The sequence below is a fragment of the Tianweitania populi genome (assembly GCF_014652875.1).
GTDB classification, from domain to species: Bacteria; Pseudomonadota; Alphaproteobacteria; order Rhizobiales; family Rhizobiaceae; genus Tianweitania; species Tianweitania populi.
Window position 1 is genome coordinate 542,145 of the sequence record NZ_BMZQ01000002.1, and the last position, 25,232, is coordinate 567,376.

Annotated in this window: 22 protein-coding genes and 1 tRNA gene; 16 read left to right on the forward strand and 7 right to left on the reverse strand. The window is 62.4% G+C overall.

The genetic code is table 11. The annotated features are described in order from the left end of the window. Positions 1 to 3 precede the first annotated feature (3 nt). Complete coding sequence (locus IE166_RS11940) at positions 4 to 981, forward strand: complex I NDUFA9 subunit family protein (RefSeq protein ID WP_189504115.1); 978 nt, start codon at positions 4 to 6, stop codon at positions 979 to 981. Between the two features lie 22 nt (positions 982 to 1,003). Here IE166_RS11940 and IE166_RS11945 read toward each other — a convergent pair whose 3' ends face one another. Continuing rightward, positions 1,004 to 1,810, reverse strand: a complete 807-nt coding sequence (locus IE166_RS11945; RefSeq protein ID WP_189504117.1) for an undecaprenyl-diphosphate phosphatase — start codon at positions 1,808 to 1,810, stop codon at positions 1,004 to 1,006. Between the two features lie 204 nt (positions 1,811 to 2,014). Between IE166_RS11945 and IE166_RS11950 the strand changes: the two genes are divergently transcribed. The 10 genes from IE166_RS11950 (at position 2,015) to IE166_RS11995 (ending at position 11,070) form a co-directional block, all read left to right on the forward strand. Continuing rightward, the gene (locus tag IE166_RS11950; protein WP_189504119.1) at positions 2,015 to 2,707 is read left to right on the forward strand and encodes a glutathione S-transferase family protein; all 693 of its coding nucleotides are present in this window, start codon (positions 2,015 to 2,017) and stop codon (positions 2,705 to 2,707) included. A gap of 1 nt (position 2,708) precedes the next feature. Next, positions 2,709 to 3,875 carry a tRNA epoxyqueuosine(34) reductase QueG gene (gene queG, locus IE166_RS11955; RefSeq protein WP_189504121.1) on the forward strand — a complete coding sequence of 389 codons (1,167 nt, stop codon included), beginning with the start codon at positions 2,709 to 2,711 and terminating at the stop codon, positions 3,873 to 3,875. Further along, positions 3,863 to 4,738, forward strand: coding sequence for an SDR family oxidoreductase (locus IE166_RS11960; protein ID WP_189504123.1), 876 nt, complete (start codon positions 3,863 to 3,865; stop codon positions 4,736 to 4,738). The genes queG and IE166_RS11960 overlap by 13 nt, the downstream gene beginning before the upstream one ends. 114 nt (positions 4,739 to 4,852) lie before the next feature. Further along, on the forward strand, positions 4,853 to 5,878 hold the full coding sequence (mepA, locus tag IE166_RS11965) for a penicillin-insensitive murein endopeptidase (RefSeq protein ID WP_189504125.1): 1,026 nt from the start codon (positions 4,853 to 4,855) through the stop codon (positions 5,876 to 5,878). A gap of 69 nt (positions 5,879 to 5,947) precedes the next feature. Further along, the gene (locus IE166_RS11970) at positions 5,948 to 6,337 is read left to right on the forward strand and encodes a methylglyoxal synthase (RefSeq protein WP_189504126.1); all 390 of its coding nucleotides are present in this window, start codon (positions 5,948 to 5,950) and stop codon (positions 6,335 to 6,337) included. A gap of 24 nt (positions 6,338 to 6,361) precedes the next feature. Then, positions 6,362 to 7,384: a glucokinase gene (locus IE166_RS11975; RefSeq protein WP_189504128.1), complete on the forward strand. Its 1,023-nt coding sequence runs from the start codon at positions 6,362 to 6,364 to the stop codon at positions 7,382 to 7,384. Between the two features lie 206 nt (positions 7,385 to 7,590). Further along, complete coding sequence (locus IE166_RS11980) at positions 7,591 to 9,366, forward strand: ABC transporter ATP-binding protein (RefSeq protein WP_244641514.1); 1,776 nt, start codon at positions 7,591 to 7,593, stop codon at positions 9,364 to 9,366. Next, positions 9,366 to 10,193: a 4-hydroxy-tetrahydrodipicolinate reductase gene (dapB, locus tag IE166_RS11985; protein ID WP_189505893.1), complete on the forward strand. Its 828-nt coding sequence runs from the start codon at positions 9,366 to 9,368 to the stop codon at positions 10,191 to 10,193. The genes IE166_RS11980 and dapB overlap by 1 nt, the downstream gene beginning before the upstream one ends. Positions 10,194 to 10,238: 45 nt before the next feature. After that, positions 10,239 to 10,853, forward strand: a complete 615-nt coding sequence (locus IE166_RS11990) for a 2,3-bisphosphoglycerate-dependent phosphoglycerate mutase (RefSeq protein WP_189504130.1) — start codon at positions 10,239 to 10,241, stop codon at positions 10,851 to 10,853. A 132-nt stretch (positions 10,854 to 10,985) separates the two neighbouring features. Continuing rightward, positions 10,986 to 11,070: transfer RNA gene (locus IE166_RS11995), tRNA-Leu, on the forward strand. A gap of 236 nt (positions 11,071 to 11,306) precedes the next feature. Here the strand turns inward: IE166_RS11995 and IE166_RS12000 are convergent. Further along, positions 11,307 to 12,272: a DUF808 domain-containing protein gene (locus IE166_RS12000; protein ID WP_189504131.1), complete on the reverse strand. Its 966-nt coding sequence runs from the start codon at positions 12,270 to 12,272 to the stop codon at positions 11,307 to 11,309. A 132-nt stretch (positions 12,273 to 12,404) separates the two neighbouring features. Here IE166_RS12000 and IE166_RS12005 point away from each other — a divergent pair, with 132 nt between their 5' ends. From IE166_RS12005 to IE166_RS12015, 3 genes are all read left to right on the forward strand, one after another. Next, the gene (locus tag IE166_RS12005; RefSeq protein WP_189504133.1) at positions 12,405 to 13,325 is read left to right on the forward strand and encodes a 2-dehydropantoate 2-reductase; all 921 of its coding nucleotides are present in this window, start codon (positions 12,405 to 12,407) and stop codon (positions 13,323 to 13,325) included. A 44-nt stretch (positions 13,326 to 13,369) separates the two neighbouring features. Then, the gene (locus tag IE166_RS12010) at positions 13,370 to 14,005 is read left to right on the forward strand and encodes a TetR/AcrR family transcriptional regulator (protein ID WP_189504135.1); all 636 of its coding nucleotides are present in this window, start codon (positions 13,370 to 13,372) and stop codon (positions 14,003 to 14,005) included. A 120-nt stretch (positions 14,006 to 14,125) separates the two neighbouring features. Beyond that, positions 14,126 to 14,407 carry a hypothetical protein gene (locus tag IE166_RS12015; protein ID WP_189504137.1) on the forward strand — a complete coding sequence of 94 codons (282 nt, stop codon included), beginning with the start codon at positions 14,126 to 14,128 and terminating at the stop codon, positions 14,405 to 14,407. A gap of 279 nt (positions 14,408 to 14,686) precedes the next feature. Here IE166_RS12015 and IE166_RS12020 read toward each other — a convergent pair whose 3' ends face one another. The 5 genes from IE166_RS12020 to IE166_RS12040 form a co-directional block, all read right to left on the reverse strand. Further along, positions 14,687 to 15,223 carry an aminomethyltransferase family protein gene (locus tag IE166_RS12020; RefSeq protein ID WP_189504139.1) on the reverse strand — a complete coding sequence of 179 codons (537 nt, stop codon included), beginning with the start codon at positions 15,221 to 15,223 and terminating at the stop codon, positions 14,687 to 14,689. Next, positions 15,216 to 18,002 carry a 2Fe-2S iron-sulfur cluster-binding protein gene (locus IE166_RS12025; protein WP_189504141.1) on the reverse strand — a complete coding sequence of 929 codons (2,787 nt, stop codon included), beginning with the start codon at positions 18,000 to 18,002 and terminating at the stop codon, positions 15,216 to 15,218. Before IE166_RS12025 ends, IE166_RS12020 begins: the two co-directional genes overlap by 8 nt. Next, entirely contained in the window at positions 17,999 to 18,265 is a 267-nt protein-coding gene (locus tag IE166_RS12030; protein WP_189504143.1) for a sarcosine oxidase subunit delta, read from the reverse strand. The genes IE166_RS12025 and IE166_RS12030 overlap by 4 nt, the downstream gene beginning before the upstream one ends. Positions 18,266 to 18,273: 8 nt before the next feature. Then, complete coding sequence (locus IE166_RS12035) at positions 18,274 to 19,542, reverse strand: sarcosine oxidase subunit beta family protein (protein WP_189504145.1); 1,269 nt, start codon at positions 19,540 to 19,542, stop codon at positions 18,274 to 18,276. Between the two features lie 85 nt (positions 19,543 to 19,627). Further along, entirely contained in the window at positions 19,628 to 21,340 is a 1,713-nt protein-coding gene (locus IE166_RS12040) for an ABC transporter ATP-binding protein (RefSeq protein WP_189505895.1), read from the reverse strand. A gap of 279 nt (positions 21,341 to 21,619) precedes the next feature. Here IE166_RS12040 and IE166_RS12045 point away from each other — a divergent pair, with 279 nt between their 5' ends. After that, positions 21,620 to 22,201, forward strand: coding sequence for a DUF924 family protein (locus tag IE166_RS12045; RefSeq protein WP_189504147.1), 582 nt, complete (start codon positions 21,620 to 21,622; stop codon positions 22,199 to 22,201). 845 nt (positions 22,202 to 23,046) lie between these two features. Beyond that, positions 23,047 to 24,894, forward strand: coding sequence for a long-chain-fatty-acid--CoA ligase (locus IE166_RS20680; protein WP_385966164.1), 1,848 nt, complete (start codon positions 23,047 to 23,049; stop codon positions 24,892 to 24,894). The last annotated feature ends 338 nt before the right edge of the window (positions 24,895 to 25,232 follow it).

The following is a 25,232-nucleotide window of genomic DNA, read 5'->3' on the forward strand; positions in this document are numbered from 1 at the left end:
ATCATGACGACCATCAAGGCAAGCCCGAAGCTCGTAACCGTGTTCGGAGGCTCAGGCTTTGTCGGGCGCCATATCGTGCGTGCGTTGGCCAAGCGCGGTTATCAGGTGCGCGTGGCTTGCCGCCGTCCGGAACTCGCCAACCATACGCAGCCGATGGGTACGATCGGCCAGATCCAGCCGATCCAGGCCAATCTGCGCTATCGCTGGTCGGTGGACCGAGCGGTGGAAGGCGCAGACTATGTGGTCAATGCGGTCGGCATCCTGTTCGAAAGCGGTCGGCAGAGCTTCAACACGGTGCAGGATTTCGGCGCGCGCTCGGTGGCGGAAGCTGCCCGCGCGGCCGGTGCACCTCTGACGCATATTTCCGCGATCGGCGCCAATGACGGCTCCGAGTCGATTTATGCTCGCAGCAAGGCGCGCGGCGAACAGGCCGTTCTGGAGACATCCCCGGACGCCGTGATCCTGCGGCCCTCGATTGTTTTCGGGCCGGAAGACAGCTTCTTCAACCGGTTCGCCGACATGGCGCGCTACTCCCCCATGCTTCCGCTGCTTGGCGGCGGCAAGACGCGGCTGCAGCCGGTCTATGTCGGCGATGTCGCCGAAGCCGCTGCTATGTCGGTGGATGGGCGGGTTGCTGGCGGCCGCGTTTACGAACTCGGCGGGCCTGAAGTTCTGACCTTCCGTGAGTGCATGGAGCACATGCTGGATGTGGTGGATCGCCGCCGCCCGCTCGTGTCGGTGCCTTGGCCGATTGCCAAGCTGCAAGGCGCGATCCTCGGCATGCTGCCGGGCCACCTGCTCACCAGCGATCAGGTCACATTGCTGAAGTCCGACAATGTCGTTTCGGAAGAAGCAATCAGGGATGGCCGGACGCTGAGCGGTCTCGGCATTACGCCCGAAACCGTGGACGCTATCCTGCCGAGCTATCTATGGCGCTACCGCGTCGCCGGCCAATACACCCGCGTCGGCCGCCACGCCTGATTTGACGAAGCCTTTCGCCTTCTCACCGCATGGCCAGAAGGCCAATGAGGCCGAGCGTTCCTACGACAATGCGCCACCAGCCAAAGATGGCGTAGCCGCGCTTCGATACGAAATCGAGCAGCGACCGCACCACCAGCACCGCCACGATAAAGGCGGTGATGAAGCCGGCGCCGATGATCGGCAGATCCGCCGCGCTTAGCACATTCCAGTTCTTGATGAGGTCGAGCGTGAAGGCGCCGGCCATTGTCGGCATGGCCAGGAAGAACGAGAACTCCGCTGCCGAACGCTTGCTGGCGCCCATCAGCAAGGCGCCGACGATGGTCGAACCGGATCTCGACGTGCCGGGGATCATCGCCAGGCACTGGAACAGGCCGATTTTGAAGCAAAGCGACAGCGGATAATCGATGAGGTCCTTGTAGACCGGCGTTTCCGCGCGGCGATCCACCCACAACAGGACGATGCCGCCAAGGATGAGCGCAATGCAGATCGTCACGGGGGCTTCAAACAGCACGGCCTTGATGAAGCCATGCGCCAGCGCGCCGATCACGGCTGCGGGCAAAAAGGCGACGAGAACGCCAAGCACGAAGCGCTGCGTTGCTCGAGAGCGTGGCAGATGCACGATCAGGTCCTTCAGCCGCGTGAAATACACGGTCAGGATTGCCAGGATCGCGCCGAGCTGAATCAGCACTTCAAAGGACTTGCCGGTCGATTCGAAGCCCAGGAAGTGACCGACCAGCAGGAGGTGGCCGGTTGACGACACCGGCAGAAATTCGGTCAGACCTTCCAATGCGCCGAGAAGAAGCGCTTCAACGATTGTCTGGTCTGCCATGAACTTACCTTCGGAGCGGTGGGGGTGCGGCGGAGCCGGCACCATTGCGCATGAACCTTGTCCGAGTCATGACCCAACGCAGCGCTTGCTTGTCAGGACCGCGATCTGCTCCTATAGGACCAGCCTTGACCGCGACTTCGTATAATGCCGCGGCCTGTAGCGGCACAGCCGGCTGATTGCCAGCCTCTCAGTTCAGAAGCGGATATGCTGACCCTTTTCCATCACCCCATGTCCGCAGCCAGCCGGTTCATTCGCCTCATCTTCGGAGAATATGGCGAGGAGATCGCGCTGATCGAGGAACGGCCTTGGGCCCGGCGCAAGGAATTCCTATCGCTCAACCCGGCGGGCTCCATTCCCGTTCTGCTGGCAGAGGGCGATGTGCCGATCGTCGGTGGCACCGTCATTTCGGAGTACATCGACGAAACGCGCGGCGTGCTGAAGCGCGAACGGCGCTTGTTCGCCGACACATCCGTCGAGCGGGCGGAAATCCGCCGACTGGTGGACTGGTATCTTGGCAAGACCGAAAACGAAGTCACGCGCCACCTCGTGCGCGAACGGGTTTACAAGCCGCTGATGCCGGCTGGCGAAGGCGGTGGTTCGCCGGATTCGGCCGTAATCCGCACGGCGCGCTCCAACCTCAAGCAACATCTGAAATATACGAACTGGTTGGCCGGCACGCGCAACTGGCTGGCGGGCGACCGGATCACCTATGCCGACATGGCGGGTGCGGCCGCGCTTTCGACGCTGGATTATCTCGGCGAGATCAACTGGAGCGAATATCCGGCCGCCAAGGACTGGTACACGCGCATGAAATCGCGCCCCGCCTTCCGCTCGGTTCTGGCCGACCGCGTGCGTGGCGTTTCGCCTGTGTCGCATTACGCGGATCTGGATTTCTGAGATGATGCCGGCTTCCGGGAGGGCAGCGCGGTTGCGGGCTTTCCTCGAAGTCGAGGCGAGAGCGGTCGGGTTCGATGCCGTCGGCATCACCCTACCGGATGCCATCCCCAGCGCGCCTGAGCGGCTGCAGATCTTCCTGGGCGATGGCTGTCATGGCTCCATGGACTGGATGGAAACGCGTTCCGACGAACGCGCTGATCCTCAGACCCTTTGGGGAGAAGTGCGCTCCGTGATCATGCTCGGCATGAATTACGGTCCCGACAGCGATCCGCGCAGCGTTCATGCCCGGAAGGATCGCGCGGCCATCTCGGTTTACGCGCAGAACCGTGATTATCATGATGTCGTCAAAGGCAAGCTGAAGACGCTTGCCGGCAAGTTTGCATCTCGCGCAGGCGCCGACGTGAAGGTGTTCGTCGATACAGCACCGGTGATGGAAAAGCCGCTGGCAGAACAGGCCGGGCTGGGATGGCAGGGCAAGCATACCAATCTGGTCAGCCGCCACTTCGGCTCCTGGCTGTTCCTCGGCTCGATCTTCACCACCGCCGAACTCGAGCCGGACGATGCGGTGATCGATCATTGCGGCCGCTGCAATGCCTGTCAGACCGCCTGCCCGACCAACGCGTTTCCGGCTCCTTATCGGCTCGATGCACGCCGCTGCATCTCCTACCTGACGATCGAGAACAAGGGCCCAATCCCGCAGGAATTTCGGACCGCGATCGGCAACCGTATCTATGGCTGCGACGATTGCCTCGCCGCTTGTCCTTGGAACAAGTTCGCAAGAGTTGCGGCCGAAGCGAAGTTCGCCGCGCGGGATGATCTGCGTGCGCCGAAGCTGGCCGATCTGCTCGCGCTTGATGATGGGGCGTTCCGAACGCTGTTTAGTGGATCGCCGGTGAAACGGATCGGGCGCGATCGCTTCCTGCGCAACGTCCTGATCGCGGCAGGCAATTCCGGCGACGCTGTGTTGATCCCGCCATGTGAAGCGCTCCTTGCCGATCCGAACCCGCTTGTGCGCGGTGCCGCCGTGTGGGCGCTATCCCGGTTGATGCCGCGCGCTGTGTTTGTTCGTCTCAGCGAGCGTCATGCGGATGAGGCCGACTCGGGTGTGCTCGAGGAATGGCAAACTGCCTTACCGGTATTTGAGGAAGCATACCCATGCGCGTTTTGATCTTCGGCGCCGGCTTTTCCGGCCGCGCGATAGGGCGTCGCTTTGCGCAAGCCGGTATCCCCGTTGCAGGCACGACGCGCTCGCCAGACAAGTTCGCGCATCTGGAGCGCGCGGGCATCCGGCCCTTCCAGTTCGATGGATCGATTTCCGCTGAACTCGCCGCTGAACTGAAGCAGGTCACACATCTCATCCTCTCCGCCGCGCCCGATGCTTCAGGCGATCCCGTACTGAACGCCGCCGCCGGTCTGCTGCATGGTCACACACCGGCGCTCGAATGGATTGGCTATCTTTCCACCGTCGGCGTTTATGGTGACCGAGGCGGCGGCTGGGTCGTGGAAGAGGATGCAAAGGACCCGACCTCCACGCGTGGACGCCAGCGCGTTGCTGCTGAACAAGCCTGGACGGATTTCGGTGACGAGCGCGGTGTACCGGTGGCGCTGCTCAGGCTGGCCGGCATCTATGGTCCGGGCCGCAACACCTTCCTCAACCTCGAACAAGGAAAGGCCAAGCGCGTCATCAAGCCGGGTCAGGTCTTCAACCGCATCCACGTCGAGGATATTGCCGGTGCAACGGAGCTGCTGGCGCGCGAAAAGATCGGCGGGGCCTTCAACATCGCCGATGACGAGCCGGGGCCGCCGCAGGATGTCGTTGCCTTAGCCGCTGATCTCATGGGGATGGCGCCGCCGCCGGAAACCCCGTTCGACGAAGCCGACATGTCGCCGATGGCGCGCAGTTTTTACGGCGACAACAAGCGCGTTTCCAACGCCAAGCTGCGTCACGCCGGATACACGTTCCGCTACCCAAACTACCGCATGGCGCTCCAAGCGATGATGCAGGCCGGCAACTGGCGCGACGCTGGGTAAGCCACATCCCGCGACACGACTCGGTACCGGATGCACGCTGTTAAGCTCCGGTTAACCTTGACGGCGGAAGGATCAGCGCCAAAGCCGGCCAAAAGCGCCGTTGGAGATCACCCGATGCGCACACCCTCCCGATGGCTCCGCGCGGTCTTTGCCTGCGCCACCCTGCTCGCGCTTGTCCCCGCCATTCCGCAGGTCAACGCCGCCGAGCCGCTCGCAAAGGACCTGTTCGGTTCCAAGTCCCTGCCCGCTGTAATGCCAGCGAAGTCCTACGGCTTTTATTCCAAAGGCTGCTTCGGCGGCGGCATCGCCATGGCGGTGGATGGTCCGCATTGGCAGGCCATGCGCTTGTCGCGCAATCGCCGCTGGGGCCATCCGCAACTTATCAAGACGCTTGAAAAGCTTTCTGATGATGGTGCGGAGAAGGATGGATGGAACGGCCTGATGCTGGGCGACATTTCGCAACCCCGCGGCGGGCCGATGTTGTCGGGACACGCTTCTCACCAGGTCGGCCTTGATGCCGACATCTGGTTCACGCCGATGCCGAAGCGGCGCTTGTCTGGGCCGGAGCGCGAAAGCTTCGAGCCGAAATCCATGATCAAGGACGGCGGTCTGACGGTCGACGATCGGCTTTGGACGCCAGCGCATGCTGCGATCCTCAAACGCGCCGCCGGCTATCCTGAAGTCGAGCGCATCTTCGTGCATCCCGGCATCAAGAAGAAGCTCTGCGACACAGTGAAGGGCGACCGATCCTGGCTGAACAAGGTGCGGCCATTCTGGGGACACGACTATCATTTCCACGTGCGCATCGGCTGCCCGCCCGGCTCTGTCGGCTGCAAGGCTCAGGAGTCCACCGGCACCGGCGACGGCTGCGACAAGTCGCTGGCCTGGTGGTTCACCGAAGAACCCTGGCGTAAACCTACCGGCCCGCAAGCACCCCGCGCCCGCGATGTCATGACCATGAAGGCGCTGCCTAAGGAATGCCGCATGGTGCTGGAAGCGCCATCGCCGCAGTCCGAAGCTTCGGTAACGGTCGGCGGCGGCAGCAATCGCGTGGCCGATGTCATCCCGACCGCTTCACCGGTTGAGCCGGAACTGCCGAACGCCATTCCGGTGCCGTCTCCCCGCCCATCCGGACAATAAAGAGACCGCCAAGCCTTGGCGGCGGGCGCGAACCGGATTAGGTCTCAATCGATTTAGTTCGGTCCGCCCATGTCCCGCCGCATCGCCCTCATCGCGCATGATTTGAAGAAGGACGACCTCGTCGCCTTCGTTTCTGCGCATGCCGCGTTTTTCGAGACCTGCAGCCTGGTTGCCACCGGCACGACGGGCAGCCTGGTGAAGGCAGCCTGCCCGCAGCTCGATGTCACGCTTCTGAAAAGCGGGCCGCTTGGCGGAGATCAGCAGATCGGCGCGCTGATTGCGGAAGGCGCGATCTACATCCTCATCTTCTTCGTCGATCCGCTGACGCCGATGCCGCATGATGTCGACGTGAAGGCACTAATGCGGCTCGGCATCGTTTACGACATTGCAATGGCGCTCAACCGGGCTTCCGCGGAAATGATCCTCCGCAGCGAGGAAGCCGGCTTGAATGGCGCATGACCGAGCGGATTGGATAGAAACGACATGGCCCAGCTTTTTGAAGACACGGTGTTGAAGTTCCCGGTTCTGATCGGCGACATCGGCGGCACCAATGCGCGCTTCGCGATCCTGACCGGGCCCCATGCCGACCCCAAGGAATTCCCGATCGTGCAAACGGCGGATTTCGCCACGATCGATGATGCGATCCAGACCTCGATCCTCGACCGCACCTCGTTGCGCCCGATGTCGGCGGTGCTGGCCGTTGCAGGCCCGGTGGAAGGCGACGAAATCCGCTTGACCAACTGTCCGTGGGTTGTGCGGCCGAAGACCTTCTTCGGCGAACTCGGCTTTTCCGAACTGATCGTTCTCAACGATTTCGAGGCGCAGGCGCTTGCCGTCGTGGCCTTGGGCGAGCCGCATATGGAAAAGATCGGCGGCGGGACAGGTGAAGCGCTCGCCAGCCGTGTCGTGCTTGGGCCGGGAACCGGCCTCGGCGTCGCCGGCCTCGTGCATGCCGTTCATACCTGGATCCCCGTTCCGGGCGAAGGCGGGCACATGGATATCGGGCCGCGCACGGAGCGCGACTACGCGGTGTGGCCGCATATCGAGCAAATCGAAGGCCGTGTGTCAGGCGAACAGCTGCTCAGCGGCCGCGGTCTGGTGAACCTTTATCGCGCCATCGCCAGGACCGACGGCAAGGAAGCCGTGCTGACCACACCGGCCGAGGTCACTGCACATGCGCTGGACAAGTCCGACGCAATCGCCGTGGAAGCCGTCGAGATGTTCGTGACGGCGTTGGGCCGCACGGCCGGCGATCTGGCGCTGGTGTTCATGAGTAAGGGCGGCGTATTCTTGACCGGCGGCATTGCGCAAAAGATCATCCCGGCATTGAAAACCGGCGCTTTCCGCAGGGCGTTCGAAGACAAGGCGCCGCATAGCCACCTTCTCAGCACCATGCCGGTTTATGTGATTACCCATCCGCTGGCCGCGCTCGCCGGTCTGGCCGCCTTTGCCCGCACGCCCGCTTTGTTTGGCGTCGAAACGCATGGCCGCAGCTGGAGCGCGTGACATCGCGCGTCAGCTTGGGGCAACCATCCGCGATTCGCCGATAGAAATGTGGCCGCGATGCCTTTATGAAGGCGCCAACAGCCGGCCGCATGCTGCGTCGGCTGTTCAACGGACTGGACGAGCGGTTGACGGCCATCAAGCAGAACGAGGCGGTTAAAGCCAAGCGCGGCATCTTCAGGGGCGAGACGTTCTCCATCCTGAAGCGGATGCTGGCGGAAAACAGCCGGGATTATGTCGGCTCCTACACGGTTGCCATCCTGTGCCTGCTGGCAATTGCCGCCACCACCGCATTCAGCGCCTGGATCATGCGCGACGTCATCGACGAGATCTTCGTCAATGCCCGCGCCGACCTGATCGCGCTGATCTCTGCTTCGATCTTCGCCGCTTTCCTTATCCGCGGCGTGGCCGGTTATGCGCAGTCGGTGATCCTGGCGCGCGTCGGCAACAATCTCGTGGCGCGTTATCAGAAGCGTATCTTCGATCACCTGATGAAGCTCGGCATCGGCTTTTTCAGCGACCAGCGCTCCGGTCAGCTGGCCGCGCGCATCACCGAAAACGTCAACGGCGTACGCGACCTCTTGTCGATGACGCTGACCTCCATTGCGCGCGATCTGGTTTCGCTGCTCGCGCTGGTGGGCGTCATGATCTACCAGGACCCGTTCCTGGCCATGATCGCGCTGCTGATCGGCCCGCCGTTGATCTTTGCGGTGAACACGCTGATGCGTCGTCTGCGCAAGGCTGCGCGCAAGGCTGTCGTGGTCAATTCCCGTCTTGTCGGTGCGATCCAGGAAGCAACGCAGGGTGTGGCCATCGTCAAGGCCTTCACCATGGAAGACCAGCTGTCGCGGCGCATCGGCGCGCTGATCGACGATGCCGAACAGCGCGCCAACAAGATCGCCCAGGTGTCCGAGCGCACTACGCCGATCGCGGAAATTCTGGCCGGCGTCGCCGTTGCCGGTGTGATCGCTTATTCCGGCTATCGCGCGGCCTACGAACAGCTGCCGCCCGGCGCCGTCTTCGCCTTCATCACCGCGCTGATGCTGGCTTACGACCCCGCGCGCCGCTTGGCCCGCGTCCAGGTCAATCTTGAAAAGTCTCTCGTCAATGCGCGCATGATCTATGAAATTCTCGACATCGAGCCGCATCAGCGCGATGCCGCCGGTGCCACCGAGTTGAAGGTGCAATCCGGCGCCGTGCGGTTCGAAAATGCCAGCTTCGCTTACGACGAAACGCTGCCCGTGCTGCGTGCCGTCTCTTTCGAAGCAGGTGCCAACCAGACAACAGCCATCGTCGGTTCGTCAGGCGCCGGCAAATCGACGCTGATCTCGCTTCTGCTGCGCTTCTACGATCTCCAGTCCGGCCGCATCACTGTGGATGGTCAGGATATCGCACGGGTCACCAAGCAGTCGCTGCGCAGCCAGATCGCCTATGTTTCGCAACAGCCTTATCTGTTTGAAGGCACGATCCGCGACAACATCCGCTATGGCCGCCCGGACGCGACCGACGCCGAAGTCGAGGAAGCCGCCGGCATCGCCTATGCCGATACTTTCATCCGGGCCCAAACCGAAGGCTACGATACGCTGGTCGGGGAAAGCGGCGCCACGCTTTCCGGCGGCCAGCGCCAACGCGTGTCGATCGCCCGTGCCATCCTGCGCAATGCACCGATCCTCGTGCTCGACGAAGCCACGTCGGCGCTCGACAATGAATCGGAAGCGCAGGTGCAGGCGGCGCTCGAGCGCGTCATGCAGGGCCGCACCACCATCGTTATTGCTCATCGCATGTCGACCGTGGTCAGTGCCGACAAGATCGTGGTGATGGATTCCGGCGAAGTCGTCGAGCAAGGCACGCATGACGAATTGCTGGCCGACAAGAACGGCATCTATGCCCGCTTCTATCGCCTTCAAACGCAGAAGGGTCTGGAGCTCGTGGAAGACCGCGCTTCATCCGAAACCTCGACCGTGCAGCGAAAGACACTGCCATGATGAGCGAGAACGCATCGAAGCCGATGCGACTGGTTGTGGTTGGTGCCGGCGGCCGCATGGGTCAGGCGCTGATCCGCGCAATCGGCGAGACCAAGGATGCTGTTTTGTCGGGCGCGGTCGAGCGGCAAGGCTCCGCTGCGCTCGGCCGTGATGCAGGTGAGCTTGCCGGCGTCGGGTCGCTCGGCGTCCTCGTGACAGATGATCCGTTGCCGGTATTCGCCCAGGCCGACGGCGTGCTCGACTTCACCTCGCCGGCGGCAAGCGTGGAGTTCGCAGGTTATGCCGCGCAGGCCCATATCGCGCATGTGATCGGCACCACCGGATGCTCGGCAGAGGATGACGCCAAGATTCTGGCTGCCGCGCGTCACGCGACGATCGTGAAGTCCGGCAATATGAGCCTCGGCGTCAATCTTCTGGCGGCGCTGGTGGAACAGGCGGCTCGCGCCCTTCCCGCAGCCGATTTCGACATCGAGGTGCTGGAAATGCACCATCGCCACAAGGTGGATGCGCCGTCCGGCACGGCCTTGCTGCTCGGCCAGTCGGCGGCAGAGGGTCGCGCCATCGAGCTTGAAGAAAACAGCGTACGCAGTCGCGACGGCCACACCGGTTCGCGGGAAGCAGGCACGATCGGCTTCGCCACCTTGCGAGGCGGTTCTGTTGTCGGCGAGCATTCCGTGATCCTGGCTGGCGCCGGCGAACGCATCACGCTTTGCCATATGGCCGAAGACCGCTCGATCTTTGCGCGCGGCGCTGTGCGTGCGGCCTTGTGGGCGCGCGGACGCAAATCGGGCCTTTATTCCATGCGAGACGTCCTTGGCCTGGCTTGAGCGCCAGCGCTGCCTCTGATCATCAGAACGAACTGGGAGAGATAAATGTCCGGTACCCTCGTGCTCGTGCGCCACGGCCAGAGCGATTGGAACCTCAAGAACCTGTTCACCGGCTGGCGTGATCCAGAGCTGACCGAACAGGGCGTTACCGAAGCCAAGGCAGCAGGCACCAAGCTTGCCGCCCGCGGGCTGAAGTTCGATCTCGCTTATACGTCCGACCTGAAGCGGGCGCAGAACACCTGCGCACTGATCCTCGGCGAATTGGCTCAGGACAGCCTCAAGACCATCCGCAACCAGGCGCTGAACGAGCGCGATTACGGCGACCTGTCTGGCCTCAACAAGGACGATGCGCGTGCCAAGTGGGGCGAGGACCAGGTTCATATCTGGCGCCGCTCCTATGACGTGCCGCCGCCCGGCGGCGAAAGCCTGCGTGACACCGGCGCACGCGTCTGGCCCTACTACATGCACGAAGTCCAGCCGCATGTGCTCCGCGGTGAGACCGTTCTGGTCGCCGCCCACGGCAACTCGCTGCGCGCCCTCATCATGGCGCTGGATGGCCTGACCGGCGAGGAGGTCGTCTCCATGGAACTCGGAACCGGCGTGCCGATCGTCTACAAGCTCAATGCAGATTCCACCGTCGCATCCAAGGAAACGCTGTAAACTCCGCTTGGCCGGCAGCCCATGCCGGCTCACGATCTTCGCAGACGGACGCATCTGCGAAGATTGCTGGAAACAGCGAAGATTGTGCGTTGACAGAATCCAGCGCCGCACGTACATCGGCGGCGCACACCTGCCCAGGTGGCGGAATTGGTAGACGCGCACGGTTCAGGTCCGTGTGCCGCGAGGCGTGGAGGTTCGAGTCCTCTCCTGGGCACCATCATCTCACAAGATGTGGTTTGCAAGCTAATCAGCCAAAACCCAATCCTTAGCTTGCGGCGTCAGCGCTCACGACGAGCGATCCTTACCTATTCTATATCGAGTTCGTGCCTGCTCAAGCTTGCTTCGACGCAGGTCGTACAGCTGTGAGGCGTTCTTGAACGCGATAGAGCACCGGACTCACAGCCAATAGTGGCGCCGGAACATCGCCACTCATCAAGCCGCAAGGATGCGATCTTACTTGCCAAAAGCGGACTTGATCGCTTTCCAGCCAGGCGAAATCACCGTGCTGGCGATCGGGATCAGAACCGTGCCCAGTGCCAATCCGAAAAGGCCGAAGCCGGCTGTTTCAGCAAACCAGGCGACGATCGGTCCGGCCGCATGATCGGCTAATTCATGCACATGCTCGATCGCAGCGGCCGGCCCATGCCAGCCGAAACCGCCCGCGCCGTGCGCGACGATGCTGCCGCCTACCCAGATCATGGCGGCCGTACCGATCACGCCAAGCACCAGCATGACCGTCGGCATGCCCTTCACCATGGCGCGTCCGAGAGCGCGACCGAAGCCAGTCAGCGCATGGCGTGCGAGATACATGCCCATGTCGTCCAGGCGCACGATCAGCGCCACGGCGCCGTAAACCAGCAGCGTGATGCCGGTGCCGACAAGCGCCAGAACCGCCGCTTGCATGATGAAGCTGTTGGCGGGAATGGCCGCCAGCGCGATGGTCATGATCTCGGCCGACAGAATGAAGTCGGTCTTGATCGCGCTCGCGACCTGCTCGTCCTCACGGCTGGCAGCGTTCATCGCCACCGGCGTCAGCTTTTCCTCGTGTCCTTCCGCATGGCTCGGTGCCAAGGCGTGAAACACCTTCTCGGCACCTTCGTAAGCGAGATAAGCGCCGCCCAGCATCAGCAGCGGCGTGATGGCGGAGGGCAGAAAGAAGCTCAGCACGAGGGCGGCCGGCAGCAGGAACAAGAGCTTGTTCTTGAGCGAGCCCAGCGCAATCTTGCCGACAATCGGCAGTTCCCGCTTGGCCGCAAACCCGTCCAGATAACGCGGCGTGACGGCCGCATCGTCGATCACGGCCGCACTTGCCTTCACGCCGGCCTTCGTCGCCATGCCCGCAACATCATCGACCGACGAGGCCGCGACCTTGACGATGCCTGCTATGTCGTCAAGCAGCCCCAACAGTCCGATGCTCATGCACGTCTCGCTCTCTTATTGTTCTCGCTCAGCCCAACTTGGACAAGCAGGCCAACAAGGCAAGGCGGCAGTTGTTCCTTTCCGCGACTTGCCGCATACAAGCGGCTCGAAAGATAAGAGCAGGGAACAGGCATGGTGCAGGGTCAAAAGGCAGGCGAGCGGATCGCGATCATCGGCAGCGGCGGGATCGGCGGGTATCTGGCAAGCCAGCTCCACGCTGCCGGGCATGACATCACCTTGTGTGTGCGCACGCCCTTCGACAAGCTGGTGATCACCGAAGCCGACGGCGGCTCGGAAACCACCGTACCCGTTCGGATCGCTACCGACCCTGCGGCGGAAAAGCCTGCCAAATGGATCCTCGTAACCACCAAGGCGCAGGATGTGCCGAGTGCTGCAGCATGGTTGGAAAAGCTCGCAGGACCCGACAGCGTCGTGGTTGTCACGCAGAACGGCATCGAGCACGAAGAGCGTGTTCGGCCCTTTTTGCCTGCTGAAACACAGGTCCTGCCGGCCATCATGATCTGCGCCGTCGAGCGCTTGGCACCCGGACACATCCTCCATCACGGCCATGCCAAGATCAGTGTGCCGCAAGGGCCCGTGGGCGATGATTTTGCCGAGCTGTTTGCCGGAAGCGCCTTCGAGATCAACGGCGAGGATGACTTCCGGACCGTGGCCTGGGGCAAGCTGCTGACCAATGCCATGGCCAACCCTGTCACCGCGCTGACCGTGCGCCGTGGTGCGGTGTTTTCGGACAGCCAGGTTGCAGAATTGGCCCGCAGCATCGGGCGTGAAGTGGTTGCCGTGGCGAAGGCCGCCGGCGCAAAGCTCAGCGATTCCGACATCGAGGGACCGCTGGCACGCAACGCCAAGTCGCCAAACAGCGGATCATCAATGCTTTATGATCGTCTGGCCGGCCGGCCTCTGGAATATGCCTTCATCACCGGCGCGGTTGTGGAAGCCGCTGAACGACATGGCATCGACGTTCCGGTCAACCGCACAATCCTGGCACTGTTGAAGGGCGCCAGTGGTTACAGCCTTGATGGCGCAAACTGACCCTGGCGCATTGCCCCGTCGGCCCAAGACAAGTCTGAACCGCCATGCGCAAGACGCTTTGTGACATTCGTCGGCCCGAGATCGTGCAGGCCGCCATCAAGGCGATCTCGGAGAACGGCTTGCCGATGCCGTCCTATGACAGGATCGCGGAACAGGCCGGCATGTCGCGCCAGTTGATCCGGCATTATTTCCCTGAGCCGGAAGCCTTGATGGTCGCAGTCTGCGAAGCTTTGGCTTCGGCACATCGCATGCTGCTGATGCGCGGCATCCATCAGGCCAACTCGGCTGAGCGTCTGCCCTTATTTCTCGACTACTACTTCAACCTCCTCACCAAGGAGGGACTGGCGAAACCGGCCGATACGGCCGTCTACGACGCCGTGATGTCGCTTGCCACGGGATCAAAGGCGGTGCGCAACAAGCTGCGTGAGCATTACAACATCCTGCAGCACACGATCGCGCATGAAGTGCAGATCAGCAATCCCGAACTCAGTCAGCGCGCCTGTGCGGAAATCGGCTTTCTGTTCTCGACCCTGATCCAGGGACACTGGAAACTGGTGGCCACGCTCGGCTTTTCGGAAAGCTATAATCGCGTCACGCGCGAGGCCGTCGACCGCCTGATCCAGTCCTATAAAGACCGCTATGACGATCCCGATCTGGCCGAGCCTCCACCCGCTGTCTAAGCCTAAAGTTGCACTGCCGACTCAAGTCCTGCGTCGATTTTCGAATTGAAAGCCTAATACTTTTTCTGCCAGTGTGCCTTGTAGATGGCTGTGCGTTCTTTGAACGCGGCAGGAGGAAACATGCGTATTCGTAGACACGCCCGCGACCGGCGAATGGAGCGACGACTTGCTCGCAAAGTGACAAAGACCGGTGAGAAGTGCGCGCCTGAAGTCTACCAAGCCTATCTGGCCGGAATGCAGCGCGGCATGGAAATCCAGGAAGAACAACAGGCTGCGCAGGAATGCATGTCGTACCGGGACATCTTCGGCAATGAGATTCCGTCCATGAAGATGCGCGACGTCAAAGCCGATGATGCCCTTTGCGTCAGATCAGCAATGGGCCCATCGGTAAGCCTCCATTAACGCAACCCTGAAGAAGCAGAGACACTCCTCGTAAAGCGCGTCAAAATTGAATCGCAATTTACGTATCGGAAACTGCTGAAGACTAAGCCCGGAGTGTGAACTCAATCAGGGCCGCGAACATGAAGTTCGATGTGGACGGACCAGAGCCCAGATACGAAGTGTGGGGGCTCTGCTTCGTCGCTATTATCGCAAATTACGTTTATTGGTCGGTTCTCGCCTGAGGCCGGCTGCACGTCTTTCCTTCGCGCCCGGCGCGTCAAAGATCTCGAACGCCGCGCATTAACGGCGTTCCAGCCAGTGCCAAATAGTGGTCGCTAGTGGCGCTTCGATGTGAAGCCGCGCACAATCAGGGCTTGTGCGATGAAGCAGAGCTGGCTGGCCGCACACCAGCGTCGCGGCTGAGGGACTTCTGCCCTCCAGATCGACAAAACTCATTTCCGCGATGAGTTCTCGCAGCTTCGGCCCCTGGATCTCGACTGTGCGATAAGCATCATCGGCAAGGCTGACGGCGTAACCGTCGGCGTTCCAACCAGGATTGGCAGCGAGCGGTTCAACGGAGGTTATCAGCATCCGGTCACGGCCGATCCGCAGCGCATGGATCTCCCTTTCGGCGATCTGCCACAGTCCGATGCTCGGCGCTCCCGGTGCCAGGCTCGCGACGGCTGCTTCAAGGTTGCCGCTGACAAGCACACGATGAAGGTCCGGGACGGCACGCGCGCTCCAACCATCGCCGTGCAGCCTCGCAGACGTCCAGTCCGGTACAGGCGTCCAGAAGGTGCCGCGGTCGAGCATGGTCTTCGGCAGGAAGTCAGGCATTGAGGCGCGCTCCTTCCGGGTCGAAGGCGCAGGGTTCGGCGATGCGCGCGCGGAAGGTTTGCCCAAGGTGGACCAAATCGATCACCTCGCCCTTCCGTTCCATGCCGCGCTCGATCAGACCAAGTGCGATCGGACGATTGAGGGTCGGACTGTCATAGCTGGATGTCACGAAGCCGATCGACCGGCGCTTGCTATTCAGCGTCTCCACACCGTGCGCGCCGACCGGCAGCGTGGTGTCTCCCTCAACCGTCAGGCCGACGAAGTGCGAGCGATCAGGTCGTTGCGCGTTATCCGTCAACAGCGAGCGCCGTCCGACATATTCGTTCTGCCGCTTCTGCATCGGCCCGATGATGCCGAGATCCTGCGGCATGGTCGTGCCGTCCGTGTCCTTGCCGGCGATGACGTAGCCCTTTTCGGCGCGCAGCAGGAGCAGCGCTTCTGACCCCATCAGCACGGCATCGAGCGGCTTGCCCGCTTCCTGCATAGCGGCGAGCAGACTGGCCGCCTTCGCCGAGGGAACCGCGATTTCATAGGAGCGGTCGCCGGTGAAGGACACGCGCGACACCCGCGCCGGCGCGGCTTGGAACTGGCCATCAGCGAAAGCCATGTGCGGCAGCGCGGCATCATCCAGATCGACACCGAGGCCAAGGGCGGCAACGAGCGCCTTGGAATTGGGACCGCTCGCCGTCAGCGTCGCCCATTGCGGCGTGGAGTTGTGCACGAAGACGCGCGCGGGATCAAAGCGATCCTGCCGCCATTCTTCCAACCGCGCCACGACGCCGGCGACATGGCCCGACGAGCAGGACACGACGTAGTGCTCGTCGGAAATCTTCGACGTCACGCCGTCATCATAAATTACGCCGCTTTCGGTCAGCATGAAGCCGTAGCGGATGCGGCTAGGCTTCAGGTTCGACAGCGTGTTGTAGGAATTGTAGTCGACAAGCGCGCCGGCATCCGCGCCGATCACCTCGATCTTGCCAAGCGGCGAGCCATCGAGAATGCCTACGGTGGTGCGGGCGGCAATTGCTTCGCGGCGGATGTTGGCGGCGGCATTGGCACCGCCGAACCAGGCCGGTCGCAGCCAGCCGCCATATTCGCGGAACACCGCGCCGGCGTCGCGATGCTCGCGTTCCAGCACCAGACGGCGAACAGGGTTGAAAAACTCCCCGCGCCGCCGCCCGGCCACCACACCGAACGGCACGGGCACGAAGGGCGGGCGATAGGTCGTGGTGCCGGTCTGCGGGATGGTCTGCCCGGTCAGCGCCGCCATGGTGGCAAGGCCGTTCATGTTCGACGTCTTGCCCTGATCGGTCGCCATGCCAAGCGTGGTGTAGCGCTTGAGATGCTCGACGGAGCGGAAGTTTTCCCGCTCGGCCAGTGCGATGTCTTTCACCGTCACGTCGTTCTGGAAGTCGACCCACTGCCGCCCCTTGGCGTCGCGCTGAGGCCAAGCCGGAGCGATCGCGTAAGGATGCGGCTCGCCACCCAGGCTAAGGATTTCCGTCAGCGCGTACTGACCGGCCGCTGCGCCAACGACCCGGATACCAGGAAGATCGTCGCGCGGAACGAAGGCCGCAATGGTCTCGTCATAGGTCAGCTTGCCGCCCGCCTGGCAATAAAGATGCACGCTCGGCGTCAGCCCGCCTGCCATAAGCAGGGAGTCGGCTGCAATGCGCTGACCGGAGATGGTGACGGCTTCGACGCCCTTAGGTCCATGCACGGCTTCAATCTTGGCACTGGCTAGCGCGCCATCACTCGCTTGTGGCCGAAGATCCGCGATTGTCACCGCAGCGCCCGCTCGCCGCAGCGCATCGGCCACGGGATAAGCGCGATCATTGTTGGTCGCGAGCACAATACGGCGCCCGACCAGGACCTTGTGCCGGGCAAGGTAGCTCAGCGCGGCATCGGCCAGCATCACACCAGGGCGATCATTGTCGGGGAAGATCAGCGGCCGTTCGATCGCACCGGCCGCCAGCACGATCTCTTTCGCCCGGACGCGCCATTGCGCATCCGACTGGCCGGCCCTGCGCTGCCAAAGCGCGACGAGGTTGTGATCATAGATGCCATAAGCCGTGGTGTCGGTGAGGACACGGTGGCCATTCGCCTGGAGATCGGCGCTGACCGTGGCGGCCCATTCCAAGCCGGGTTTGCCGTCGATCTCCGCGCTGCGCGACAGCAGTGAACCACCGATAACCGGCTGGTCGTCCACCAGCATCACAGACTTGCCTTCGCCCATGGCCTGTTGTGCAGCGTGCAGACCGGCGGGGCCACCGCCGATCACCAGCACGTCGCAATGGGCCGCGATCTGCGGGTTCTGCGCTGGCGGCTGGTTGCGGGGATCAAGCCGTCCCAGCCCAGCCATGGCACGGATGGACGGTTCGAAGCGGTGCCAGTCCGGCCAGATGAAGGTCTTGTAGTAGAAGCCGGCCGGCAGGAACTGTGCGAAGCGGTCCAGGAAGCCTTTGCGGTCATCAGCCGCCGTCGGGCTGGCATTGACCGAGCGCACGATCATGCCATCGACCAGCGCTTCGGTGGTCGCGCGCAGGTTCGGCGTGGTGATGCCGTTCAACGTGACATCGACCAGCGCGTTCGGCTCCTCGACACCGTAGCCCATGATGCCGCGCGGGCGGTGATATTTGAACGAACGCCCGACGACGCGCACGCCGTTAGCAAGCAGCGCCGAGGCGATCGTGTCGCCGGGGCGGCCGTGATAGCGCGTGCCGTCGAAGGTGAAGTGCAGCGTTTCCGCGGCAAGCGAGCCGATGCGGTGGCTGGTCATGCGCCACCTCCACGCAACGATTGCGTGCCAGCCACGACATGGCTGACCGTGTCGCGTTCCATCAAGAAATACTCGCCGCAGGTGTGGTGGACCCAGATTTCGCGCGTTCTTCCCCGCGGATTGCCGACGCGGTGGAGATATTTCGACCAGTCTTCCGCCGACACATCTGGAGCAGGCTCTGGCCTTTCCTTGCCGGCCTCGCCGCCAAAGGTGAACTCGGTTTCATCGCGCGGACCGCAGAACGGGCAGGAGAAAAGCTGCATCTCAGGTCCTAATGCGCGATGCCGGAGCCGGCCGCTTCATCGATCAACCGGCCGGTGCGGAACCGATCGAGATCGAATGGGCGGCTGATATCGTGATGCTCGCCGGTCGCCATGAGATGCGCCAGAAGCACGCCGCCGGCCGGAATGGCCTTGAAGCCGCCTGTGCCCCAGCCGCAATTCAGATAAAGACCCGGCACAGGCGACGGGCCGATGATCGGCGAGCTGTCCGGCACGACATCGACCACGCCGGCCCATTGCCTGAGCATCTTCAACTGGCCAAAGCTTGGAAACATTTCCAGCATGCCCGACAGAACCGTTGCTTGCACCGGCGGGTTGCCGCGCTGGGCATAGGACGGAATGCGGTCGATGCCGCCGCCCACCACGATCTCGCCTTTGTCGGACTGGAACAGGTAGGTGCCCGTTCCAAGGTAAAGCACCACCGTGTCGAGGCACGGCTTCACCGGCTCGGACACCATCGCCTGCAGGGAATAGGATTTGATCGGCAGGTTGAAGCCAGCCATTCCCGCCACTACGCCGGAATTGCCGGCGGTGGCGATCCCGACAGCGCCGGCGCGAATCTCACCCTTCGAGGTCTCGACGCCCACGCAGCGGCCGTTCTCGATAAGGAAGCCGGTGACGGCGCAATCCTGGATGATGTCGACGCCGAAGCCATCCGCCGCGCGGGCATAGCCCCAGGCAACAGCATCATGGCGCGCAACGCCCGCCCTGCCCTGCCAAACGCCCCCGAAGATCGGGTAGCGCGCCTGATCGCCACTGTTTAGCAAGGGCGCCTTTTCCAACACCTGGTCACGCGAAAAGAGTTCGGCGTCGGTATCGTTGATCTGCATCGCATTCACGATGCGCGCGGCGATCTCCATCTCCGCATCGGAATGCGCGACGGTGACGACGCCGCGCTGCGAGAACATGATGTTGTAGTTCAGCTCCTTGCCCAGCGTCTCGTAGAGCTTCAGCGAGTAATCGTAGAGTGCGACGCTTTCGGGATAGAAGTAGTTGGAGCGGATGGTGGAGGTGTTGCGGCCGGTATTTCCGCCGCCGATCCAGCCTTTTTCCACCACGGCGACCTTGGTCATGCCGTGGTTCTTGGCGAGATAATAGGCGGTTGCTAGACCCTGACCGCCGCCGCCGATGATCACTGCATCATAAGCCGCTTTCGGTTCGGGCGAGCGCCAGGCCTGTTGCCAGCCGGAATGACCGCGCAGGCCCTCGCGAACGAGGCTCAGCGCCGAATAGCGATTGGCGGTACGCGAGTGAGCCAAGCAAACCTCTTCGTGTCAGTCGCAATGCCGACCGTCACCCTGATTGCCACGGATGGTCAAACCCCGACCGCGAGGGAACCGACATTCACTCCAGTTCCTGCGCCATATGCAGCTTGGCATAAAGGCCGTCAGCCGCCAGCAATTCGCGATGCGTGCCGGTTTCCACGACGCCGGAGCGGTCGACGACGACGATCTTGTCGGCGTTGCGGATGGTGGCCAGGCGGTGCGCGATCACCAGCGTCGTGCGGCCTTGGCTTAGTTCGGCGAGCGACTTCTGGATCTCGCGTTCAGTCGCTGTATCCAGCGCCGAAGTGGCTTCGTCGAGGATCAGGATCGGCGGGTTCTTCAGGAACATGCGGGCGATCGCCAGACGCTGCTTCTGGCCGCCCGACAGCTTCACGCCGCGTTCACCGATGATCGTGTCATAGCCGTTCGGCATCTGGGCGATCACGGCATCGAGGCGGGCAAGACGCGCGGCTTCGGCGATCTCGGCGTCGGTCGCTTCCAGCCGGCCATAGGCGATGTTTTCGCGCACGGTGCCGCCGAACAGGAAGACATCCTGCTGCACGATGCCTATCTGGCCACGAAGCGACGCCAGAGTCATGTCGCGGATGTCGATGCCATCCACGGTGATTGCGCCGCCCTGCGTTTCGTAGAAGCGCGGCAGAAGCGAGCAGATCGTGGTCTTGCCGGCACCCGATGGACCGACGAAGGCGACCGTCGTGCCCGGCTCGATCGTCAGGTTGACGCCGGAAAGCACCGGCGCGCCGCCATAGCCGAAGCTGACATCGCGATAGTCCACGAACCCCTTCAAGGCAGGCGCATCCTCTGCGTTCGGGCGGTCGGCGATATCCGGCTCGGTATCGAGCAGTTCGGTGTAAAGACGGAAGCCGGCGATGCCTTTCGGATAGGTCTCGATCACGGAATTGATCTTCTCGATCGGACGGAAGAACACGTTCACCAGCAGCAGGAAGCCGACGAAGCCACCAGCCGACAATTCGCCTTCCAGCACGAAATACGCCCCGGCCACCATGACCACGAGCTGGATCAGCCGCATGCTCATGTAGGACAGCGAGGTGGAGGCAGCCATCAGCTTGTAGGCTTCGAGCTTGGTTGAGCGGTAGCCGGCATTGTCGCGGGCAAACAGCATGCGCTCGTGGTCTTCGTTGGCGAAGGCCTGAACGACTCGCATTCCGCCGACATTTTCTTCGATACGCACGTTGAAGTCGCCGACACTGCGGTAAAGAGCGCGCCAATTGCGGGTCATGCGGGCGCCGTAGCGGCTGGTGACCCATGCCATGAAGGGCACGATCACGACGGCAATCAGCGCAAGCTTCCAGTTCACCGCAAACATCAAGGCGAAGGCGCCGATCAACGTCATGATGGCGATGAAGAGGTCTTCCGGGCCGTGATGCGCGACCTCGCCGATTTCCTCGAGATCCTTGGTGACACGGCCCACGAGATGGCCGGTCTTGTGGTTGTCGTAGAAGCGGAAAGACAGCTTCTGCAGGTGGTCGAAGCTCTTTCGACGCATCTCGGTTTCGATGTTGATGCCGAGCATGTGGCCCCAATAAACCACGACAGCCATCAGGCCTGCATTGATGGCGTAGATCACGAGGAGGGCTGCGGAAGCGAGCAGGATCAGGGTCCAGTTCTCGGTGGGCAGCAGGTCGTCGATAAAGGCGCGTACCGCCATGGGGAAGCCGAGTTCGAACAGGCCGGCCAGGACTGCGCAGCCAAAATCGAGCATAAACAAGCTCTTATACGGCGCGTAGTAGCTGAAGAAACGCTTCAGCATGGGCATGGACAAGGCAGATTGCCGCGTTTCTTGGCGGGTGGCGAGCATGACAGAAGTCCGGATTCACGTGAAATCAGCGGCCGGCCTGGCAACAGCTGATGCGGCAACGCTGGCGCCTTCTAGCCGCGTTGTATCGAAGGGGCAACGATTGAAGACCCCGGCGCTCCCTCCTCAAGCGGGTTTGATCGGGCGCGCATTGCATGAATGGCAGCGCCATTCGATGATATGGCAACGCAAATTGCTGTAATAAATGGACGCTAGAAACCCTCGATCATGGATATGACAGCTTCCCAAGACACCCCGCAGACGCCTCGCCCGGCTTGGGCGAACGATGTCCTCACTTTCTGGTTCGACGAGCTGAGCTGGAACGACTGGTTCGCCGGCGGCAGCCATGTCGACGATCGGATCCGCGAGCGATTTTCCGAGCTGCACGATCAGCTCCGCGCCGAGATACCGGACGCCGCTCTGGACGATCCGCGAACGGCGCTGGCGGCGATCATCGTGTTCGATCAGTTTTCGCGCAATCTGTTCCGGGGAACGGCGCGGGCTTTTGCTACCGACGATCGAGCTCTGGCGATTGCACGGCGGGTGATCGATGGCGGGCTGGATCAGGACATGAGCAAAGATGAGAGGCTGTTTCTTTATCTGCCGCTCGAACATTCCGAAATGCTGGCCGATGGCGAGCGGTGCGTGTCCTTGTTCGAAGGCCTTGGCGAAGAGGCTGGATTGAAGGCAGCGATCGAGCATCGCGACATTCTCGCGCGGTTTGGCCGTTACCCGCATCGCAACAAGGCGCTGGGTCGTGAAAGCACGGCGCAGGAAACGGCGTTCCTTGCCGAACATAAGGGCTTCGGCCAATAAGGCTCAGAGAGCTTATGAGCAGTTGATCTTGCTTCCCTTCCGGCGCTGCCGATAAACTGCTCTTAACGACAGAAGCGGCGAAGGGACCCGAGATGGCGAAAGCGGTTAAAGCGGCGCAGGCAGAACAAGGACCGGAAGCGGCAGCTGCGGACAAGCCGAAGCGCGTCCGCAAGACGGCTGCTGCTGACCAGGCTGCCCCTTCGAAAACCGCTGCCAAGCCGAAGACCGCCAGCCGTGCCAAGGCTGAAGAGGCCAGTCCGGCAGCCGGCCTCGCTGCAACGAGCGATGCCGCCAAGCCGGCGCCGAAGCCACGCGCAAAGGCGAAAGCGGCCGAGACAACCGGTCCTGACAGAGCGGCCAAGCCGCGCACGCGCAAGGCGACGACCGGCGCTGCCGTGAGTGCGGCTGCAGCAAGCACTGAAGCCGAGGCGACCGCGGCACCACCGGCTACCAGAACCAACAGCGTCAATCCCGCTTCCGAGCCGCCCATTACGTCCGAAGCCGTATCGCCGGCGGCGGACGCAAGCGTCGAAAGCGAAGCGAAGCCTGCCGCAGCGCCCGCCAAGCGCGCGCGCAGGGCGGCAGCATCTGCGAAGACCCATGAGCCTCAAGCGGAGGCTGTGCCAATTGCCCAAGACTCGGCGCCAGAGGTAGAGCCGGTCGCGGAAGAGCGATCTGCCAACGCCCCAAAGAAGCCCCAGGCCAAGCCCATAAAGGCCGCGCCGGCACCTAATGCAAAAGCGGTGACGAAGCCGCGGACGCGCAAGACTGTGCCTACCGTCGATCAGGCTACACCTGATCAGGCTTTCGACGATGCTGCCGTTTCCACCTTCAGCAGTGCTGATGTGAAGAACAGCGCCCCCGTCGAAGATCCCGCCGAGGTCGTTTTACAGCCTGCAGATACGGTTGAACCAGCTTCCCCCTCACCGGTTGAAAAACCCGCGCCCGCCGGCGACATTGCTGAGCCAGCGGCAGCCGACGAGGTCGCGCAGCCGGAACCGCAGACGGCGACACGAAAATCCGCTTCGGCCGACAAGCCTTGGCTCGCCAGCTATCCGCCGAATGTGCCGACTTCCATTCCGGCCCTTCCCGCCGACTCGCTCGGCGACCTGATGGTCAATGCCTGCAAGCGCTATGCCGGGCGCATTGCCTTTTCCTGCATGGGGCGGGACATGAAGTTCGTGGAGCTGGAAGAGGCATCCGCGGCTTTTGGCGCTTACCTGCAAGCGCAGGGCCTCGCCAAGGGCGCGCGCATCGCCTTGATGATGCCGAACGTGCTGCAATATCCGATCGCGCTGATGGGTGCCTTGCGGGCGGGTTATACGGTGGTCAACGTCAACCCGCTTTATACCGCAAGGGAGCTCGAGCATCAGTTGAAGGATGCTGGCGCCGAAGCGATCGTGATCCTGGAAAACTTCGCCCATACGCTGGAAGCGGTGATCGGCAGCACGCCGGTCAAGCATGTGGTGGTGGCGAGCCTTGGCGATCTGCTGGGGCTCAAGGGGCTGGCGGTGAATCTGGTTGTGCGGCGCGTGCGCAAGATGGTGCCGAACTGGACGCTGAAGGGTCATATCCGCTTCAATGCCGCGCTCAAGGCTGGACGCACTGCCAAGCTGAAGCCGGTGGCGGTGACTGCGCAGGATCTCGCTTTCCTGCAATATACCGGCGGCACAACGGGCATTTCGAAGGGCGCGATGCTCAGCCATGCCAATGTGCTTTCCAATATCGCGCAGAACGCGGCCTGGCTGGAAAGCGCTTACATCAAGCGGCAACGGCCGGAAAAGCCGGTCTTCGTTTGCGCGCTGCCGCTGTATCATATCTACGCGCTGACGGTGAACGCGCTAATGGGCATGCAGCAGGGCGCGCAGAACGTTCTGATCACCAATCCGCGCGATATTGCAGCCTTTGCCAAGGAGTTGCGCCGTACCAAGTTCAACATCCTGCCTGGCCTCAACACGCTGTTCAACGCGCTGTTGAACAACAAGGACTTCCAGAAGCTCGACTTCTCGTCGCTGGTGCTGACCTTCGGCGGCGGCATGGCGGTGCAGCCATCCGTTGCCGAACGCTGGCAGAAGCTGACCGGATCGATGATCGCGGAGGGTTACGGCCTGTCGGAAACTTCACCGGTCGCTACCGCCAACCGCTTCGATGCCGACCAGTTTTCCGGCACGATCGGCCTGCCGCTGCCTTCGACCGAAGTCTCCATCCGCGACGAAAATGGCGTCGAGGTTGCACTCGGCGAAGTCGGCGAGATCTGCATTCGCGGACCGCAGGTCATGTCGGGCTATTGGAACCGGCCGGACGAAACCGCCAAGGTCATGACGGCGGACGGCTTCCTGAAGTCCGGCGATATCGGCTTCATGAACCCGCAGGGCTACACCAAGATCGTGGACCGCAAGAAGGACATGATCCTGGTTTCCGGCTTCAACGTTTATCCCAACGAGATCGAGGAAGTCGTCGCGCGCCATCCTAAGGTACTGGAAGTGGCTGCGATCGGCGTAACGGACGAGAAGTCCGGCGAAGTGCCGAAGCTGTTTGTGGTGAAGAAGGACGAGAGCCTCAGCGAAGAGGAGCTGCGGGAGTTCTGCCGCGAGAACCTGACGGGCTACAAGCGGCCGCGCCATTTCGAGTTCCGCCAGGACCTGCCGAAGACGGCTGTCGGCAAGATCCTGCGGCGCGATCTCAGGGATTGAAGACGCGTCCGTAGACACGAATTCCTCCGCGCCAAGATTACCCCCACCCGCGCCTGCCGCGCGACCTCCCCTCAAGGGAGAGGTTGGGCGTTTGGCTTTTTCGCCATATAGATTTGAAAAGAAATGCTGACCGCTAAGCAGCTGCCGGCCTAGGCGAGGCCTCACCGGCAGCATGAAGGCCACATTGCAGTAGAGGTTGCGAACTCGATTGCGGTTTCGGGAGCCATTCCCCTCCCCCTTGAGGGGAGGGGTTAGGGGTGGGGGTACTGAAGCGCCGAGCGTGTCATTACCCCCACCCGAACCTTCGGTTCGACCTCCCCTCAAGGGGGAGGTTGGCG

Coding starts and splice junctions, on each gene's coding strand:
- IE166_RS12045 (WP_189504147.1), top strand. CDS start 21,620: ATGACAGCTTCCCAAGACACCCCGCAGACGCCTCGCCCGGCTTGGGCG.
- IE166_RS11940 (WP_189504115.1), top strand. CDS start 4: ATGACGACCATCAAGGCAAGCCCGAAGCTCGTAACCGTGTTCGGAGGC.
- IE166_RS12015 (WP_189504137.1), top strand. CDS start 14,126: ATGCGTATTCGTAGACACGCCCGCGACCGGCGAATGGAGCGACGACTT.
- IE166_RS12000 (WP_189504131.1), bottom strand. CDS start 12,272: ATGAGCATCGGACTGTTGGGGCTGCTTGACGACATAGCAGGCATCGTC.
- IE166_RS11975 (WP_189504128.1), top strand. CDS start 6,362: ATGGCCCAGCTTTTTGAAGACACGGTGTTGAAGTTCCCGGTTCTGATC.
- IE166_RS11970 (WP_189504126.1), top strand. CDS start 5,948: ATGTCCCGCCGCATCGCCCTCATCGCGCATGATTTGAAGAAGGACGAC.
- IE166_RS11945 (WP_189504117.1), bottom strand. CDS start 1,810: ATGGCAGACCAGACAATCGTTGAAGCGCTTCTTCTCGGCGCATTGGAA.
- mepA (WP_189504125.1), top strand. CDS start 4,853: ATGCGCACACCCTCCCGATGGCTCCGCGCGGTCTTTGCCTGCGCCACC.
- dapB (WP_189505893.1), top strand. CDS start 9,366: ATGAGCGAGAACGCATCGAAGCCGATGCGACTGGTTGTGGTTGGTGCC.
- IE166_RS12005 (WP_189504133.1), top strand. CDS start 12,405: ATGGTGCAGGGTCAAAAGGCAGGCGAGCGGATCGCGATCATCGGCAGC.
- IE166_RS12025 (WP_189504141.1), bottom strand. CDS start 18,002: ATGACCAGCCACCGCATCGGCTCGCTTGCCGCGGAAACGCTGCACTTC.
- IE166_RS12010 (WP_189504135.1), top strand. CDS start 13,370: ATGCGCAAGACGCTTTGTGACATTCGTCGGCCCGAGATCGTGCAGGCC.
- queG (WP_189504121.1), top strand. CDS start 2,709: ATGATGCCGGCTTCCGGGAGGGCAGCGCGGTTGCGGGCTTTCCTCGAA.
- IE166_RS12020 (WP_189504139.1), bottom strand. CDS start 15,223: ATGCCTGACTTCCTGCCGAAGACCATGCTCGACCGCGGCACCTTCTGG.
- IE166_RS11950 (WP_189504119.1), top strand. CDS start 2,015: ATGCTGACCCTTTTCCATCACCCCATGTCCGCAGCCAGCCGGTTCATT.
- IE166_RS11990 (WP_189504130.1), top strand. CDS start 10,239: ATGTCCGGTACCCTCGTGCTCGTGCGCCACGGCCAGAGCGATTGGAAC.
- IE166_RS12040 (WP_189505895.1), bottom strand. CDS start 21,340: ATGCTGAAGCGTTTCTTCAGCTACTACGCGCCGTATAAGAGCTTGTTT.
- IE166_RS12030 (WP_189504143.1), bottom strand. CDS start 18,265: ATGCAGCTTTTCTCCTGCCCGTTCTGCGGTCCGCGCGATGAAACCGAG.
- IE166_RS11980 (WP_244641514.1), top strand. CDS start 7,591: ATGCTGGCGGAAAACAGCCGGGATTATGTCGGCTCCTACACGGTTGCC.
- IE166_RS11960 (WP_189504123.1), top strand. CDS start 3,863: ATGCGCGTTTTGATCTTCGGCGCCGGCTTTTCCGGCCGCGCGATAGGG.